General features: G+C 69.7%; 15 protein-coding genes. 6 read left to right on the forward strand and 9 right to left on the reverse strand.

The features are described from left to right. Positions 1–49 precede the first annotated feature (49 nt). Positions 50–649 carry a hypothetical protein gene (locus ASD47_RS03055; RefSeq protein WP_056751391.1) on the forward strand — a complete coding sequence of 200 codons (600 nt, stop codon included), beginning with the start codon at positions 50–52 and terminating at the stop codon, positions 647–649. A 40-nt stretch (positions 650–689) separates the two neighbouring features. Beyond that, a complete protein-coding gene (locus tag ASD47_RS03060) occupies positions 690–1670 on the forward strand; it encodes an endonuclease/exonuclease/phosphatase family protein (protein WP_056751394.1) in 981 nt (326 codons plus the stop codon). 74 nt (positions 1671–1744) lie between these two features. Here the strand turns inward: ASD47_RS03060 and ASD47_RS03065 are convergent, their stop codons facing one another. The 6 genes from ASD47_RS03065 to gyrA all read right to left on the reverse strand — a co-directional run bounded on the left by ASD47_RS03065 (position 1745) and on the right by gyrA (position 8892). Further along, positions 1745–2212, reverse strand: coding sequence for a peptidylprolyl isomerase (locus ASD47_RS03065; protein ID WP_035077308.1), 468 nt, complete (start codon positions 2210–2212; stop codon positions 1745–1747). A gap of 114 nt (positions 2213–2326) precedes the next feature. After that, positions 2327–3175, reverse strand: coding sequence for a peptidylprolyl isomerase (locus ASD47_RS03070; protein WP_056751396.1), 849 nt, complete (start codon positions 3173–3175; stop codon positions 2327–2329). Continuing rightward, the gene (locus tag ASD47_RS03075; protein WP_056751398.1) at positions 3175–3990 is read right to left on the reverse strand and encodes a peptidylprolyl isomerase; all 816 of its coding nucleotides are present in this window, start codon (positions 3988–3990) and stop codon (positions 3175–3177) included. The genes ASD47_RS03070 and ASD47_RS03075 overlap by 1 nt, the downstream gene beginning before the upstream one ends. A 135-nt stretch (positions 3991–4125) precedes the next feature. Further along, positions 4126–5355, reverse strand: a complete 1230-nt coding sequence (locus ASD47_RS03080) for an Nramp family divalent metal transporter (RefSeq protein WP_056751401.1) — start codon at positions 5353–5355, stop codon at positions 4126–4128. Between the two features lie 216 nt (positions 5356–5571). Further along, on the reverse strand, positions 5572–6060 hold the full coding sequence (coaD, locus tag ASD47_RS03085) for a pantetheine-phosphate adenylyltransferase (RefSeq protein ID WP_056751405.1): 489 nt from the start codon (positions 6058–6060) through the stop codon (positions 5572–5574). A gap of 48 nt (positions 6061–6108) precedes the next feature. After that, positions 6109–8892 carry a DNA gyrase subunit A gene (gyrA, locus tag ASD47_RS03090; RefSeq protein WP_056751408.1) on the reverse strand — a complete coding sequence of 928 codons (2784 nt, stop codon included), beginning with the start codon at positions 8890–8892 and terminating at the stop codon, positions 6109–6111. A gap of 111 nt (positions 8893–9003) precedes the next feature. On the opposite strand from gyrA, the gene ASD47_RS03095 reads away from it, so the two are divergent. Next, complete coding sequence (locus tag ASD47_RS03095; protein ID WP_056751411.1) at positions 9004–9516, forward strand: superoxide dismutase family protein; 513 nt, start codon at positions 9004–9006, stop codon at positions 9514–9516. A gap of 117 nt (positions 9517–9633) precedes the next feature. Here the strand turns inward: ASD47_RS03095 and ASD47_RS03100 are convergent, their stop codons facing one another. Together ASD47_RS03100 and ASD47_RS03105 are read right to left on the reverse strand one after the other, a co-directional pair. Beyond that, entirely contained in the window at positions 9634–10566 is a 933-nt protein-coding gene (locus tag ASD47_RS03100; protein WP_156402081.1) for a DMT family transporter, read from the reverse strand. After that, positions 10544–11851 (reverse strand): adenosylmethionine--8-amino-7-oxononanoate transaminase, encoded by a 1308-nt coding sequence (locus tag ASD47_RS03105; protein WP_056751416.1) that lies wholly within the window; start codon positions 11849–11851, stop codon positions 10544–10546. The genes ASD47_RS03100 and ASD47_RS03105 overlap by 23 nt, the downstream gene beginning before the upstream one ends. 85 nt (positions 11852–11936) lie before the next feature. Here ASD47_RS03105 and bioF point away from each other — a divergent pair, with 85 nt between their 5' ends. The 3 genes from bioF to ASD47_RS03120 are packed head-to-tail and all read left to right on the forward strand — an operon-like array spanning position 11937 to position 14655. Then, positions 11937–13091, forward strand: coding sequence for an 8-amino-7-oxononanoate synthase (bioF, locus tag ASD47_RS03110; protein WP_056751419.1), 1155 nt, complete (start codon positions 11937–11939; stop codon positions 13089–13091). Continuing rightward, a complete protein-coding gene (gene bioD / locus ASD47_RS03115; RefSeq protein ID WP_056751422.1) occupies positions 13091–13765 on the forward strand; it encodes a dethiobiotin synthase in 675 nt (224 codons plus the stop codon). Before bioF ends, bioD begins: the two co-directional genes overlap by 1 nt. Further along, positions 13762–14655, forward strand: coding sequence for a Gfo/Idh/MocA family protein (locus ASD47_RS03120; RefSeq protein WP_200945220.1), 894 nt, complete (start codon positions 13762–13764; stop codon positions 14653–14655). Before bioD ends, ASD47_RS03120 begins: the two co-directional genes overlap by 4 nt. A gap of 203 nt (positions 14656–14858) precedes the next feature. Here ASD47_RS03120 and ASD47_RS03125 read toward each other — a convergent pair whose 3' ends face one another. After that, positions 14859–15932 (reverse strand): fatty acid desaturase, encoded by a 1074-nt coding sequence (locus tag ASD47_RS03125; protein ID WP_056751424.1) that lies wholly within the window; start codon positions 15930–15932, stop codon positions 14859–14861. Positions 15933–16459: the final 527 nt, after the last annotated feature.

Raw genomic sequence — 16459 nt, forward strand, 5'->3', positions numbered from 1 at the left:
CACCCCTTCGGTCGCCATCCTGCCCTTCCAGGCCTCAAACGGGGGAGCCATGAGCATCATCGACCATCGCCTGCCGGCCCTTCTGGCCTGCCTGGTCCTCGCCGCCTGCAAGCCGGCGACCGAGGTCAAGACACCCGAAGCCGCGCCCGCGCCGTCGACCGCCCCGGCCGCCGCTCCGCCCGCGCCGGTGACCTTCTCGCATGACCCGAAGCTCGACAGCCAAGGCGTCTACCTCACCGACGCCGTCGTACAGTCCGGCGACCTGAAACTGGCCTCGCTGGACATCGGCCAGGCCGACGATTTCGCCGATTGGGAAGCCGGCAAGCGCCCGGCGGCCTATGCGCCGATCTTCATGGCGTTCGACGACGTCGCCAGCCCGACGGCGGAGAACGACCTGGGCCAGACCGATCACACGGTGTCGATCCGGGTGATGCCGACCGCCTATCGCGTCGACGCCCGGGAGGTCAGCTTCCATGGCGTCGATCCGGACCTTGGCCAGGTGACCTTCACCGGCGCCTTCGACCTCCAGGCGCTGAAGTCCGCCAAGGCCGCCGGCCCCGGCCAACCGAAGCCCGTCCTGACCGGCGTGCTGCAGGTCGGCGAGCATCAATTCCGCAACATCGTCTTCCAGTACTTCGGCGGCGACTAGCCTGGGGCGAACGTCACGCCGGCGTGCTAAGGGCCAGCGGATGCGGCTGATCCTCCACCTCACCAACCTATTCCTGCGCGGCACGGCGCTAATGCTGTGCCTGGTCGGCGCGGTCGCCGGCGTTGCCTGCCTGGGGGGCGCGTTCAGCGACTGGCTCGACGTCCTGACCCACGCTGCCCCGCTGTGGATGGTCTGCAGCGTCCTGGGCCTGATCCTGGCCGTCCTGGCCTCGCGCGACGATGAGCGTCGGGCGCTGGTGGCCGTCGCCGCCTTGGGGATCGCCGCCCTGGTCGTGCTGATGGGGCCCGAGCTGCTGTCGACGCTCCGACCGGCCGAGGCGCCGGCCAAGGGCGCCGCCACGCTGAAGCTGGTGCAGTTCAACCTGTGGGCCGAGAACGACGCCCCGCCGGAAACCGCGGCCTGGATCCTGAAGCAGAACGCCGACGTGGTGATCACCGAAGAATCCGGCGGCAACGCCTGGCGGGTCCTGCGCGCACTGAAGAAGGCCTATCCGTACAGCACCACGTGCCACGCCAAATACGGCTGCGACACCCGAATCCATAGTCGGTGGCCGATCGTCGACGAGCACGATTTCTATGGAGACGACGAAAGCCTGGTCGCGACGCAGGCGACGCTGCGCCACCCCGGCGGCGACGTCACCGTAGTGGGGACCCACTTTGTCTGGCCGGTCCCGGCCGGCCGCTGGCAGGCGCAAAGCCGCCTGCTGGCGAAAAAGGTCGCGCCCTTCGCGAAGGACAGCCTGATCGTGACCGGCGACTTCAACGCCACGCCCTGGTCGTGGAGCCTGCGCCGGCAGGACAAGGCCTTGGGCTTGGAGCGCCGCACCCGCGCCCTGGCCAGTTGGCCGACCGGCCAGTTCATCCGCATCGCCAAGGCCCCGTTCCCCGTCCTGCCGATCGACCAGGTCTATGCCGGCAAGGCATGGAAGACGGTGAAGGTCGAGCGCGGCCCCAGCCTGGGCTCGGATCACCGGCCGGTGGTGGCGACCCTCGCCCGCTGAGGCCGGCCGGCGAGCGCCCAGCAAAAAGGCCCCGGTCTCCCGGGGCCTTTTCCGTTCCGAAAGCGCGGCGGCGCTCAGGCGTCGGCGGCGATCTTGGCGCTGAGGATCTTGCCCGGGTTGCGCGGCGGCTCGCCGGTCGGCAGGGAATCGACGTTCTCCATGCCTTCGACCACCTGGCCCCAGACGGTGTACTGGTTGTCCAGGAAGGTGGCGTCGTCGAACACGATGAAGAACTGGCTGTTGGCCGAGTTCGGATCGGGGGTGCGAGCCATCGAGCATACGCCGCGCACGTGCGGCTCCTTGGAGAATTCGGCCTTGATGTCCGGCTTGGCCGAACCGCCGCGGCCGGTGCCGGTCGGGTCGCCGCCCTGGGCCATGAAACCCGGGATCACGCGGTGGAAGACGACGCCGTCATAGAAGCCTTCGCGGACCAGTTCCTTGATGCGGTCCACGTGCCCAGGGGCCAGGTCGGGACGCATCTTGATCGTGACCGGGCCGGTCTCAAGCGTCAGGATCAGGGTGTTTTCGAGGTCGGCCGACATGGTCATCCCTTGAGGATTGGAGGAGTCGCAAGGCTTCTAGCCCGCTTTCGGCAAGCGGGAAACCGCCCGGTTGAATCCCGAACGCGGATCAATTGCTACGGCCCAGCCTGCGGCCTAACGAACATCGACCGCCAGATCGAGGTCACAGACCGAGAAATCCGCCCCGCGGGCCGCGCGCTTGCGGGCGATCTCGGCCTTGAACCAGGGGCTGGCGGGATCGACGACCCGCACCGTCGGGCGCTCGGCCGGCGGGATGTCGGCCAGCAGCCGCACCTTGATCATCCGGTCCTGCGGCTTCTCGACCGGCTCGCCGGTCTTGATGGCCCGCACCACGTCCAGCCCGACCAGAACCCGGCCGAAGGCGGTGTAGCGCTTGTCCAGCGACGGATAGGGCTGGCGCATCAGGAAGAACTGGCTGTTGGCGGAATCGACGGCCTCGTCCCGGGCCTCGCCGACCACGCCGGGGCAGTAGGTCCCCCAGGCCGAGACCTTCTTGTCCGAGGTGACCTCGGCCCAGCTCCACGCCTGGCTGACGACCGGCAGCGACTTGAGCAGGCCCACCTCGGTCCCGGCCGGGGCGGCGGCGGCCACGAACGGCGTGGCGGCGTCGCGGCGGAAGGTGAACTCGGCCTTCAGGTTGGGCTTCTTCGTGCCGCCCTCGCCGGTGTCGTCCGGATCGCCGGTCTGGGCCATGAAGCGGTCGATCACCCGGAAGAAGGTGCGGCCGTCATAGACGCCCTCGCGGGTCAGCTCCTGGAAACGCGCCACATGGCCCGGGGCGACCTCGGGGATCAGCTCCAGGATCACCCGGCCCTTGTTGGTGTCGATCACCACCACGTCCTGCGCCGCCGGCGTCCGCCAGTCGGCGGCCTTGGGCGGCGCGATCTTCGGCGCGGCCTGGGCGGCGCCCACCGCGACGAGGCTCGAGAGAACGGCGACCGCGGCGACCGACGGGCGGATCATCACTTCACCTTCACCGGCACGTCGACGTCGCACGGCCCGAACGCCCCGCCCATCTCGGCCCGCTTCTTGGCGACCAGCGCCGCGAAGGCCGCCGAACGGGTGTCCATCACCTGGATGGACGGGCGCTGGGCGGCGGGCATGTCGGACAGCACGCGGACGGTCAGCATCTTGTCCTGCGGGTCGGGGACGGGTTCGCCGGTCTTGATCGCGCGGATGGCCTCGATGCCGGTCAGGGCGCGGCCGAACGGGGTGTAGGTCTTTTCCAGCGACGCATAGTGCTGGCGCATGAAGAAGAACTGGCTGTTGGCGCTGTCGGGGTCTCCGGCCCGGGCCATGCCCAGGACGCCGGGGCAGAAGGCGCCCCAGGCGGCCACCTTGCCGTCGGCGGTCATGGCCGCCAGGGCGCTGTTCTGGCTGTAGACCGGCAGCGCGCCGACGAAGCCCATCTCGACCGTTCCGGCCTTGCCCGCGGGGACGTAGCCGGGACCGCGCCGGAACAGGAACTCGGCCGCCAGGTTCGGCTGGTCGGAGCCGCCGGTGCCGTCGTTCTTGGGGTCGCCGGTCTGGGCCATGAAGCTGTCGATGACCCGGAAGAAGGTCAGGCCGTCATAGAAGTGGGCCTTGGCCAGGTCGCGCACCCGCGCCACGTGGTTCGGCGCCGTCTCGGGCGACAGCTCCACGATGATCCGGCCCTTGTTGGTGTCCACCACCAGGATGTTCTCGGGGTCGGGCGTCCGCCAGTCGGAGGCCTGCTGGGCGCTGGCGGCCGAGGCCGCGGTAAGCGCCAGGACGGCGGCGATGGACGCAAGCTTCATGGAGATCCCCGATAGAACTGACCCGACGGCGTAGAACGCCGCCGCGCGGACGACAAGTGGCCGCGCGTTACAGCCGAAGATTCCGGCGAGTTTGGGGTCGCTGATCCCGGACCCACCCCGGAATCTCCGACCGCGCTACAGCACCCAGGTCCCCACCAGGAACAAGGTCGCGGCGAAGGTGACGATCGCCGTGCCGCCGGCCAGAAGGTTCGTGCCCGGTCCATTGACCTTGTCGCCCATCATGCGGCGATCATTGGTCATGATCAGCATGAGGACCAGCAGGGGCGGCACGGAAAATCCCTGCACGATCCCCGACCAGACCAGCATCTTCATGGGATTGAAGCCCAAGGTGTTCAGGCCGACGGCCACGACGGTCACGCCCGCGATGGTCCCGTAGAACAGCCCAGCGTCCCTGGGCTTGTCGTGCAGGCTCCCCTGCCGACCGAAGCTCTGCACGAGGTCGTAGGCCGCGCCGGTGGTCATGATCGGTACGGCCAGGAAGCCGACCCCGACCACCCCGGCGATGAACAGCAGGCCGGCCAGGTCGCCCGCCAGCGGCCGAAGCGCCTCCGCGGCGTGGGCGGCGCTCTCGATCTCGGTCCTTCCCGCCGCGTGCAGCGTCGCGCCGGTCGACAGGATGATGAAGTAGAGGATCAGATTGGAGAACAGCATCCCGATCAGCACGTCGCGCCGCGTGCGGCGAAGTTCGGTGCGACTGGCCCCGCGGCGCTGCCACCAATGGCGGCGCCCGACGGCGATCTCCTCCTCGACCTCCTGGTTGGACTGCCAAGTGTAGATGTAGGCCGACAGCGAGGTGCCGATGCAGGCGACGACCAGCGACAGGAACTGGGCGTCCAGTTGGATCCTGGGCGTGAGCGTGGCGCGCAGCACCTCCCGCAGGTCGGGCTTGGTCATGACGGCGGCGATCACGTAGGCCAACAGCGCCAGGGCCAGCCAACGGAAGACCTTGCGCAACAGGGCGTAGGAGCCGAACCACTGGAACGCGAACACCACCATCCCCGCCAGGGCGACGATCACCGGGATGGGCAGCGGAACGTGGAGGTTCAGCGCCGCCGCCACGCCGCCCAGGTCGGCGGCCGCCTCGATGACGTTGCCGACCACGCCGCCCACCAGCATCGGATAGAGCACCCAACGCGGGAACCTGTCGCGGATCGCGTCGAAAAGGCCTTTGCCGTAGACCTGCCCCAGCTTGGACGACAGGTACACGACCGCGTACATCATCGGCAGCAGGACGGGCGCGACCCACAGGAACGCCAGTCCGTACTTGGCGCCGGCGCTGGCATAGGTACCGATCGCGGATGGGTCGTCGTCCGCCGCGCCGGTGATCACGCCCGAACCGACCATCCGGAAAAGGCTCGTGGGCGGCTCGGAGCTCGCGTGACGCTCCCTGGCCTCCAACGGTTCCCGGATCGGTTCGCCCATGCATCGCACCCGCGGCGCGACGCGCGCCTCGGCCTGAAACCCACTCTGGTCGTTCGGGTTCACCGCACTGCTGTTTGACACGCGCGGCGGCCGGGCTCCGCCGGTCGCCGGTGAGGCTGGCCTCGGGGCGTTGGGTCCCTACTTCGCCAGCTTGCCCAGCAACTGCTCGGCCACGCCCGGCGGCACGAACTTGTGGACGTCGCCGCCCAGGGCCGCGATCTCCTTGACCAGGCGCGAGGCGATGGCCTGGTGGCGCGGGTCGGCCATCAGGAACACGGTCTCGATCTCGCGGTCGAGCTGCTGGTTCATGGCCGTCATCTGGAATTCGTATTCGAAGTCGGCCACGGCCCGCAGGCCGCGCACGATCATCTGGGCCCCGACCTCGCGAGCGAAATGCATCAGCAGGCTGTCGAACGGCCGAACCTCGATCTCGGCGATCTGGGTCAGGTGGGCCGTCTCGCGCCGCACCATCTCCACCCGTTCGTCCAGCGAGAACAGCGGCCCCTTGCCAATGTTCACCGCCACCCCGATCACCAGCCTGTCGACGAGCTTGACCGCGCGACCGATGATGTCGAGGTGGCCGTTGGTGACCGGGTCGAAGGTGCCCGGGTAGAGACCGATCCGCATGCTTTTCCCTCACCCGGCCTGAGCCTGCTGGCCCCTTGACGGGAACGCTTACGAGGTCTCGTCCGCCCCGTTTTCGTCGCCCGTGGTGTCGTCGCTCGAAGTGTCGTCCCCGCCGGTTTCGGCGAGGCGCTCGACGCTGACGACATGTTCGTCGGCGGCGGTGCGGAAGATGGTTACGCCTTGAGTATTCCGCGCCGCAACACGAATTTGCGAGACCGGCACCCGGATCATCTGGCCGGCGTCGGTGACCAGCAGGATCTGGTCGCCCTCCTCGATCGGGAACGAGCCCACCAGCTTGCCGCCACGCTTGCTGAGGTCCTGGGCGGTCAGGCCCTGGCCGCCACGGCCGGTGCGGCGGTAGTCATAGGCGCTGGTGCGCTTGCCAAAGCCCTCCGACGACACGGTCAGCAGGATCTCCTCGGCCGCGCCCAGCTCGGCGATGCGCTCGGGCGTCAAGCTGGCCTCGCCGCCCTCTTCCTCGCCCTCTTCCGGCGCGGCCGGAGCTTCGTCGCCTTCCTCGCCCAGGGCCCGGGCCAGGGCCCGCTGGTGCTTGAGGTAGGCGGCGCGCTCGGCCGGGGTGGCGTCGACATTGCGCAGCACGCTCATCGAGATGACGCTGTCGCCTTCCGCCAGGCGCACGCCGCGCACGCCGGTGGAGTCGCGGCTGGCGAACACCCGCACCTCGTCGGCCGAGAAGCGGATGCAGCGGCCCGAGGCGGTGTTGAGCAGGATGTCCTTGCTGCTGTCGCAGACGGCGACGCCGACGATGCCGTCGCCTTCGTCAAGCTTCATGGCGATCTTGCCGTTGCGGCGCACGTCCACGAAGTCCGACAGCTTGTTGCGGCGCACGCTGCCCGAGCGGGTGGCGAACATCACGTCCAGGCTGTTCCAGGTGGCCTCGTCCTCCGGCAGGGCCAGGATCGAGGTGATGGTCTCGCCCGGCTCGATCGGCAGCAGGTTGACGAACGCCTTGCCGCGGCTGTTGGCGACGCCCAGCGGCAGGCGCCAGACCTTCATCTTGTAGACCTTGCCGCCCGAGGTGAAGAACAGCAACGGGGCGTGGGTCGAGGCCGAGAACACGCGGGTGACGGCGTCCTCGTTCTTGGTGGCCATGCCGGCCTTGCCCTTGCCGCCCCGGTGCTGGGTGCGATAGGCGGCCAGCGGCGTGCGCTTGACGTAGCCGCCCAGGGTGACGGTGATGACCATCTCCTCGCGGACGATCAGGTCTTCGTCTTCCATGTCGGCGTCGCCGTCGACGATCTGGCAGCGGCGGGGAATGGCGAACTTGTCGCGCACCTCGACCAGTTCCTCGCGGACCACGGCCATGATGTTGGCGCGGTCCGACAGCAGGTCGAGATAGCCCTTGATGGCCTCGGCCAGGGTGGCGGCCTCGTTGCCGATCTCGTCGCGGCCCAGGCCGGTCAGGCGCGACAGGGTCAGGGCCAGGATGGCGCGGGCTTGCTCGTCGGTCAGGCGGATCAGCCCGCCCTCTTCCTGCACGGTGCGCGGGTCGGCGATCAGCTCGACCAGCGGCAGCATGTCGCCGGCCGGCCACGACTTGGCCACCAGCCGCTCGCGGGCCTCGGTCGGGTCCTTGGACGAGCGGATGATATGGATGAACTCGTCGATATTGGCCACGGCGATGGTCAGGCCGACCAGGACGTGGCCGCGGTCGCGCGCCTTGCCCAGCTCGAACTTGGTCCGCCGCACCACCACTTCCTCGCGGAAGGCGACGAACAGCTCGATCAGCTGGCGCAGGCCCATCTGCTCGGGGCGGCCGCGGTTCAGGGCCAGCATGTTGACGCCGAACGAGCTTTGCAGCGCCGTGAAGCGGTAGAGCTGGTTGAGGATCACCTCGCCGGAGGCGTCGCGCTTCAGTTCGACCACGATGCGCATGCCGTCGCGGTTGGACTCGTCGCGGATGTCGGAGATGCCCTCGATCCGCTTGTCGCGGACCATTTCGGCGATGTACTCGACCAGGTTGGCCTTGTTCACCTGATAGGGGATGGCCGTGATGACGATGGCCTCGCGGCCGGTGCGGATCTCTTCCACCGTGGCCAGGCCGCGCATGACCACCGAGCCGCGTCCGGTCAGCAGCGCCTGGCGCGGACCGGCCCGGCCGATGATCTCGCCGCCGGTCGGGAAGTCCGGCCCCGGCACCAGGTCCAGCAGCTGGTCGGTGGTGACGTCGGGCTGGTCGATCACCAGCAGGCAGGCGTCGATCACCTCGCCCAGATTGTGCGGCGGGATGTTGGTGGCCATGCCGACGGCGATGCCGCCAGCGCCGTTGACCAGCAGGTTGGGAATCCGCGACGGCAGGACGACGGGTTCCTGCTCCTTGCCGTCGTAATTGTCCTGGAAGTCGACCGTGTCCTTGTCCAGGTCGGCCAGCAGCGACATGGCCGGCGGGGCCATGCGGCACTCGGTGTAGCGCATGGCCGCGGGCATGTCGCCGTCGACCGAGCCGAAGTTGCCCTGGCCGTCGATCAGCACCAGCCCCATCGAGAACGACTGGGTCATCCGCACCAGGGTGAAGTAGATCGAGGCGTCGCCGTGCGGGTGGTACTTACCCATCACGTCGCCGACCACGCGGGCCGACTTGACGTAGGGCCGCTCGGGCGTCTGGCCCTGCTCGTGCATCGAGAACAGCACCCGCCGGTGCACGGGCTTGAGACCGTCGCGGGCGTCCGGCAGCGCGCGGCTGACGATCACGCTCATCGCATAGTCGAGATACGAGCGGCGCAGCTCGTCCTCGATATTGATGGGGGTGACGTCCCCGCGGGCGCCCGGCGAGGCCGGGGACCCGGGGATGGTGTTTTGATCGTCGCTCAAGGGAATTTTTCGCCGTCAGAATCGAACACGGAACCGTCAAAAACAGTTAGCATTCCCCTCGCCAAGACGCCACCTTCGCGGCCCCAGCCCTTGGTTTTCCGGGAGTTTCAGATGCGTTTGACCGCCCTCGCCCTGTCCTTTGGCCTGATCGCCGCCCCCGTCTCGATCGCCCACGCCGCCACCGCCGAGCTGAAAGGCGCCGACGGCAAGGCCCTGGGGACCGCGACCCTGACCGACGCGCCGCACGGCGTGCTGCTGCGCATCGAAGCCAAGGGCCTGACGCCGGGCTGGCACGGCCTGCACTTCCACGAGAAGGGCGACTGCGGGACGCCGGACTTCAAGTCGGCCGGCGCCCACGTCCACACCACCACCGCCGTGGTCCACGGCCTGCTGAACCCGGACGGCAACGACAACGGCGACCTGCCCAACCTGTTCGTGGCCGCCGACGGCTCGGCGACCGTCGAGCTGTTCTCGCCCCTGGTGTCGCTGAACGGCGCGGGCGGCCGCCCCGCCCTGCTCGACGCCGACGGCTCGTCCATCGTCGTCCACGCCAGCCCCGACGACTACAAGACCCAGCCGATCGGCGGGGCCGGGGCGCGGGTGGCGTGCGGGGTGGTGAAGTAGCGAACGCCTTGCGTCCTTCGAGGCCCGCTGCGCGGGTGCCTCAGGATGAGGAGCTTTGTGCTGATTTCCTCATCCTGAGGTGCGAGGCGTAGCCGAGCCTCGAAGGACGCACCGCGCCTAAGTCGCCTCGCCCTCGACCGGCACGACCTTCTTGGCCGTCAGGGCCACCAGGGCCACGCCGCCCATGGTTGCGGCCGCGCCGATCACCAGCTGCGGCGACAGGGCGTCGCCCATGAACAGCACGCCGATCGTGCACGACACCAGGGGCGTCAGCAGGAAATAGGGCGTCACCCGCCCCGCCTCGCGCCGCTGGACCAGCCAGAACAGCAATGCGCTGGCCCCGATGGTCGAGACCACGCCGGCGAAGGCCACGCAGGCCCAGGCGATCGGCGCGGCCGTCCTCACCCGCTCGACGACGTTGTCCTCGAAGCCGAACGACATGGCCAGCAGCACCGGCGCGGCGACGACGGCGGTCAGGGCCTGGACCTGCAGCGGCTTGGCGCCCGGCGTCTGGCGGACGAGCACCGTGGCCACGGCCCAGCAGGCGCTGGCCACCACGCCCAGCGCGATGGCCGGCAGGTCGGCCGCCCCGTGCGGGTCCAGGCTCATCCACGCCACGCCGACGAAGGCCACGACCAGGCCGGCCACGGCCAGCGGCTTCATGGTCTCGCCCAGCATCTTCCAGGCGAACAGGGCGGTGAACGGGATCCACAGCTGGGTGGCCACCACCAGCGGGCTCAGCGACTTGGCCAGGCCGAAGGCGATGTAGATGATCCCGAAGTGGATCGGTCCCGACAGCAGGCAGATGGCCGCCAGTCGCCTGGACCACGGGAATGGCGGCTTCAGGAACGGCGCCAGGAAGGCCAGGGCCAGGGCGAAGCGCAGGGCCCCGACCATCATCGGCGGCAGCTCGGCGGTCGCCACCTTGGCCGCGGCGTTGTTCAGGCCCCAGGTCAGGATGATGGCCGCGATGGCCAGGCGCTCGATCGCCGTGAGGGGCGTGCTGGAGGACATGGCCTCGCTTGGATCAGACCCCGCCGTTTCCTTCAACCCCGCCGGCGCTCACGACCTCGCGGATCGCGGCCGTCAGGATCGCCAAGTCGGCGTCCGGGGTCGTGAAGGCGGGGGTCAGGTAGACCGTCCGGCCCATCGGCCGGATCCACGCCCCCTCGGCCGCGAAGGCGTCGCACAGGGCGCCGACGGCCACCGGCGCGTCGAACTCCACCACCCCGATCGCGCCCAGCACCCGGACGTCGACCACGCCCGGCGCGGTCCGGACCGGCTCCAACCCTGCGGCCAACGCCGCCGAGACCCGCGCCACGTCGGCCCGCCAGGCGCCGGCCTCGAACAGGTCCAGCGAAGCGTTGGCCGCGGCGCAGGCCAGGGCGTTGCCCATATAGGTCGGGCCATGCATCAGGGCCGCCCCCGCGTCGTCCGACCAGAAGGCCTCGAACACCCGGGTCGAAGCCACGGCGACCGACAGCGGCAGGGTCCCGCCGGTCAGGGCCTTGGACAGGGTGACGATGTCCGGCTCGACGCCCGCCGCCTGCATGGCGAACAGCGCGCCCGTCCGCCCGAAACCGGTGAAGATCTCGTCGAAGATCAGCAGCACGCCATGCTTGTCGGCCAGCCGGCGCAGGGTTCGCAGCACCTGAGGCGAATGGAACAGCATGCCGCCCGCGCCTTGGACCAGCGGCTCCGTCAGGATGGCGGCGATCTCCCCGCCCCGCTGGGCCAGCACCGCGTCCAGCGCCGCCTCCGACGCCGCGTCCACGGGCAGGTCGGCGATGACCTGCGACGGCATCACGCCGGAGAACAGGCTGTGCATGCCCTCCTCCGGGTCGCAGACCGTCATCGTCGCCAGGGTGTCGCCGTGATAGCCGCCCCGGAACGACAGGAACCGCGTCCGCCCTTCCCGGCCCTGGTTGATGTGGAACTGCAGCGCCATCTTCATGGCGATCTCGACCGACACCGAGCCGGACTCGGCGAAGAAGGCGTGGTTCAGGTCGCCCGGCAGCAGGTTGGCCAGGCGCCGGGCCAGGCGATAGGCGGGTTCATGAGCTAGACCGCCGAACATCACGTGCGGCATGCGCTCCAGCTGGTCGCGGATCGCCCCTGCGATATGGGGGTGGTTGTAGCCGTGGCAGGCGGTCCACCACGAGGCCAGGCCGTCAACCAGCTCGCGCCCGTCGTCCAGAATCAGCCGTGAGCCCCGCGTGGCGACCACCGGCAGCGGCGGGCGGGCGGTCTTCATCTGGCAATAGGGCCGCCAGACGTGGCGGGCGCCGGCCACAAGCCAATCGGGACCCGCTCTTTCCAGATAATGGGCGGTCATCGGGGCGATCCTTCATGCCTGGCCATTGCGTGCTTGGGGCGCACTGCCTATGCCCTCCCGCACCGGGGGGCAAACGGGAACCGCGATGCACAGTCTGGACACCTACGCCGCCGACAAGATCCAGCGCCTGGAGGCCGCCAGCCTGATGCGCCGGCTCAAGCCCACCCAGCGCACGGCCGGCGCCTTCGTCGAACGCGACGGCCGCAGGCTGCTGTCCTTTTCCTGCAACGACTATCTGGGCCTGTCGCAGCATCCGGCGGTCAAGGCCGCCGCCCAGGCCGCGATCGAGACCTACGGCGCGGGCTCCGGCGCCTCGCGACTGATCACCGGCGACACGCCCCTGCTGTCGGAACTGGAGGCCCGCCTGGCGCGGCTGAAGGGGACCGAGGCCTGCGTGGTGTTCGGCTCGGGCTACCTGGCCAATACCGGCGTCATCCCCACCTTCGCCGGCAAGGGCGACATCGTGCTGGTCGACGAGCTGGCCCACGCCTGCATCTGGGCCGGGGCCCAGCTGTCGGGGGCGCGGATCCTCCCGTTCGCCCACAACGACACCGACCACCTGGCCGCCCTGCTGGCCGAGCACCGGGCCGGCGCCCGCCACGCCATCGTCGCCACCGACGGGGTGTTCTCGATGGACGGCGACCTCGCGCCGCTGGACTGGCTGTCGGCGGTCTGCGAGGCCAACGACGCCTGGCTGCTGTCGGACGACGCCCATGGCGTGGGCGTGCTGGCCGACGGCCACGGCTCGGCCGCCCTGTTTCCCGAAGCCCAGATCCCGTTCCAGATGGGCACCCTGTCCAAGGCGCTGGGCTCATACGGCGGCTATCTCTGCGGCTCGCAGGCCGTGGTCGACCTGCTCAAGACCCGAGCCCGCACCCTGGTCTACACCACCGGCCTCCCCCCGGCCGCCGCCGCCGCCGCCCTGGCCGCGCTGGACATCATCGAGGCCCAGCCGGCCCTGACCGCCCTGCCCCTGGCCAAGGCCCGGGCCTTCACGAAAGCCGTGGGTCTGCCGCCGGCCGCGAGCCCGATCGTGCCGGTGATTATCGGCGAGGCCCAGGACGCCCTGGACGCCTCGCGCGCTCTGGAGGCCGAGGGGTTCCTGGTCGTGGCCATCCGCCCGCCCACGGTCGCCGCGGGCGCGGCCCGCCTGCGCATCGCCTTCAGCGCCGAGCACCCCGACGCCGAGATCGCCCGCTTGGCGCAGTTGGTGAAGCCCTATGTGAAGGGGCGCCCCTAGTGCCCGCCCTGTTCGTGACCGGCACGGGCACCGACATCGGCAAGACCTATGTCAGTTGCGCGCTGATCCGCGCCCTGAAGGCCTTGGGCGCGACCGTCGACGCCTTCAAACCCGTGGTCAGCGGCTTCGACCCCAGGGACGCGGCCGGCAGCGACCCGGCCCGGCTGGCCGCCGCCCTGGGCGATCCCGGCGCCGTGCTGCGCATCGCTCCGCGCCGCTACCGCGCCCCGCTGTCGCCCAACATCGCCGCGCGCCTGGAAGGCCAGACCCTGGTCCTGGACGACATGGTCATCGACGCGGTGGCGCGGACCGCCGAGCTGCGCGACGGCCTGCTGGTGGTCGAGGGGGCCGGCGGGGTGATGTCGCCCCTGACCGACGGCGAGACCAATCTCGACATGATCGCCGCCCTGAGCGCGCCGGTGCTGCTGGTGGCCGGATCCTACCTGGGCACGATCAGCCATGTCCTGACCGCTTTGGTCGCCCTGCGCGGAGCCAGGGTACAGGTCGCGGCGGTCGTGATCAGCGAAAGCCTCGAGGCCCCCGACCTTGGCCAGACGGCCCACGCCCTGGCCCCGTTCCTGGACCGCGTTCCGCTGTTCCTCGCGCCGCGCGGGGAATCCTGGGACGCCGGGGCCCTGGCCGACCACCTGCTGCTCCATCGGGAAACTCCATGACCCTGCGCATCGCCATGATCGGCCTGGGCGACATCGCCCGGAAGGCCTACCTGCCCGTGCTGGGGCCTCGCGCCGATGTCGAGCTGGTGTTCGTCACCCGCAACGCCGCGACCCTGGCCGAGCTGGGCGCGGCCTGGCGGGTCCAGCGGTTGCATGCCGACCTCGACAGGGCGCTGGCGCAGGGCCTGGACGGCGCGCTGGTCCACGCCGCCACGGCCGCCCATCCCGACATCCTCCGCCGCCTGCTGGAGGCCGGCGTGCCGACCCTGGTCGACAAGCCGATCGCCGACAACCTCGTCGGCAGCGAGGCGCTGGTCGACCTGGCCGAGACGCGCGGCGTCTCCCTGATGGTGGGCTTCAACCGCCGCTTCGCCCCGGCCTATCGCGACGCCGCCGCCCTGAACCTGCCGCTGGTGGTGATGCAGAAGAACCGCCCCGGGCCGCTGGACGACGTGCGCCGGGCGGTGTTCGACGACTACATCCACGTGGTCGACACCCTGCGCTTCCTGGCCCCGGGCGCGCGGGAGGCCGCCGTCCGCGGCCGGGTCCGCGACGGTCGGCTGGAACATGTGGTGCTGTCGCTGTCGGGCGACGGATACGACGCCGTCGGCATCATGAACCGGGTCAGCGGCGGCAGCGAAGAGCTGCTGGAAGTCTCCGGCCAAGGACGCAAGCGCAGCATCAGCGACCTCGAGCAGATCGTCGACCACGGTCCCGTCGAGGCGGTGACCCGACGGGGCAACTGGACGTCCGTCGGCCGCCAGCGCGGCTTCGAGGCGATGTGCGAGCATTTCCTGGACGCGGTGCGCGACGGCCGCCGGCTGTCGGCGATGGACGCGCTGGAGACGCATCGGCTGTGCGAAACGGTGGTGACCGCATTGAGCGCGTAGGCCCCATGGACAGCTGACGGCCTTGGACCGAATTCCTCGTCCTTCGACAGGCTCAGGATGAGGAACTCTACTCTGCCGCCGTACAAGCAGCCCTCATCCTGAGCTTGTCGAAGGACGAGGGCGGCGCACCGCGCTGGACGGCAACTGTCCACGGCTCCCGGAGCGCCCTGAACGCGCTCCAGGTCCCGCCCATCACAGCTTGCTCAGGCGCTCTGGCGTTCGACCGCGTCGGCCTCGACCGCCAGGGCGGGCGTCACCCCCGCGCGCCGGAACAGCTTGGCCAGGGCCAGGAACAGGCCCTTCTCCTCGACCCGGTGATAGGGCGAGGTCGCCGCCAACTGGGCCGACAGCCGCGCATGGGCCTTGCCCAGGTTGTGATACGGCAGGCGCGGCAGCAGATGGTGCAGGGCGTGGTAGCGCAGGCCGACCGGCGCCCACAGGAACGGCAGCAGGGCCGGCGGCGGCACGTTGACCGAGTCTAGGAACTGGTCCTCGAAACTCATCCGCTCGCCGTCGTTCTCCCAATAGTGGGCGACGAGCGTGCGCAGCTGGTTGACGAAGGTGGCCAGCGAGAACAGCGCGAACCAGGTCAGGACCACGCGCACGGGCGCGACGCCGGCGACGGCCAGGGCCGCGACGCCCCAGCACCACAGCCAGCAACCGACCTCCTGGGCCAGCCAGTCGGGCCGGGTCCTGTCGTTGTCCTCGCGCACGAAGTCGGGATTGATCACCAGGGCCGACAGCTTGGTGCGGACCAGCCGGCGCACGGCCGGGACCGCGAACGACAGCGGGATCAGGATCCCCGAACGCAGGATCACGCCCAGTGGGGCCAGCAGCGAGATCGCCGCGAACAGCGCCAGCTTGAGCGGCGAATAGCGGCCCAGCGGCAAGTATTCCGGGTCACGGGCGGTGCCGAAACGGTCCTTGGCGTGATGCAGGTTGTGCACGCCCTCGTACATCATCGACGGGGTCATCAGCGGCACGCCGATCAGCAGGTTCCAGCCCAGACGGAAGCCCGGCACGTCCTTGGGGCGAAGATGGCTGATCTCGTGGATGAAGCTGAGGCCGCGATAGAGGGCCAGCAGGCCGACCAGGCCCGCGACCAGCCCGATCGCCAGGCCGTGGGTCGTGGCCGCCAGGGCCAGGCCGCCCCAGGCCGCCGCGGCCGTCAGGATCAGGTCGAGCCAGTAGACGGCGCGGCTGGGCGTCGTCAGGTCCGCCGTCAGGCTGTGCGCCTGGCGGACAAGTCCGGCCTCGTCTTTCGGGGATGATCCCACGTCGTCCTCACGCCCACGCCAACTTCAGCGCCCCGACTTGGCGCCCCGACCTTCGAAATTCAATCCGCATGGACGGGTGAACGGACGAAAACCGCTGAAAGCCTCTAACGCAAAATGGCCGGCGTCGAAACGCCGGCCATTTTCGCAGATCCGGGAAAAGCCGGCCTAAGCGGTTATGCGCGCCTATCGGTGCTGCGACGCCATCAAAGCATCTGATCCAACGAAAGTTTTTGTTCACTCAGCGAAAACGACAACAACTTGCCGTTTGGCCCGCCCAGATTGGCCAGGACAATTTCTTAGAATTGACAGGCCAATCTCAATTGGTCATGGATGGAACGCCATAACTCGACCGCCGAACTTGGCCTCTGACGGTCCATTACGCCGAGGCGCGAGGGCGTCGGCTCGCTGGCCTCGCCACGCTGAAGTCGGGACCGACCAAGAGGGCGAATAGGCCTTTTGCGGCCCACTAATCCGCCCGTAAGTGACATGGGGTCGCCCTGGAGCGAGGCGGCGCGGTCGTCGAGTTC

It is taken from the genome of Caulobacter sp. Root1472 (genome assembly GCF_001426985.1).
Lineage (GTDB): Bacteria > Pseudomonadota > Alphaproteobacteria > Caulobacterales > Caulobacteraceae > Caulobacter > Caulobacter rhizosphaerae.